The sequence below is a fragment of the Neisseria sp. P0009.S007 genome (assembly GCF_051962515.1).
In genome coordinates, this window is the sequence record NZ_JBQCVF010001179.1 from 1 (window position 1) to 255 (window position 255).

General features: G+C 62.0%; 1 protein-coding gene. It reads right to left on the reverse strand.

What is annotated here, in order from left to right; genetic code table 11:
* Positions 1 to 255: hypothetical protein (locus ACTHS3_RS18210; RefSeq protein WP_440368826.1), on the reverse strand; the 255-nt coding region annotated here is incomplete at both ends.

Sequence of the window (255 nt, forward strand, 5' to 3'; positions counted from 1 at the left end):
GCTCGACCCAGTGTTCCGCAAGCTCTTTGCTGCGCCGTCCGGTCATGGCGGCGATGGTGTCGATGAGTTCGCTGACAAGGGCGGACGGGGCGAGTTCGTCGTCGTTGCGGATGCTGCGACCGACGTAGGAAAGATAAAGGATGTCGCGCGCGCTGATGATGGCTTCGAGGAAAAGGTAGCGGTCGTCGTCGCGGCGGGCGCGGTCACCTTTTTGCGGGTGTTTGGCAATCAGGTCGAACACGGCGGCTTTGGTGT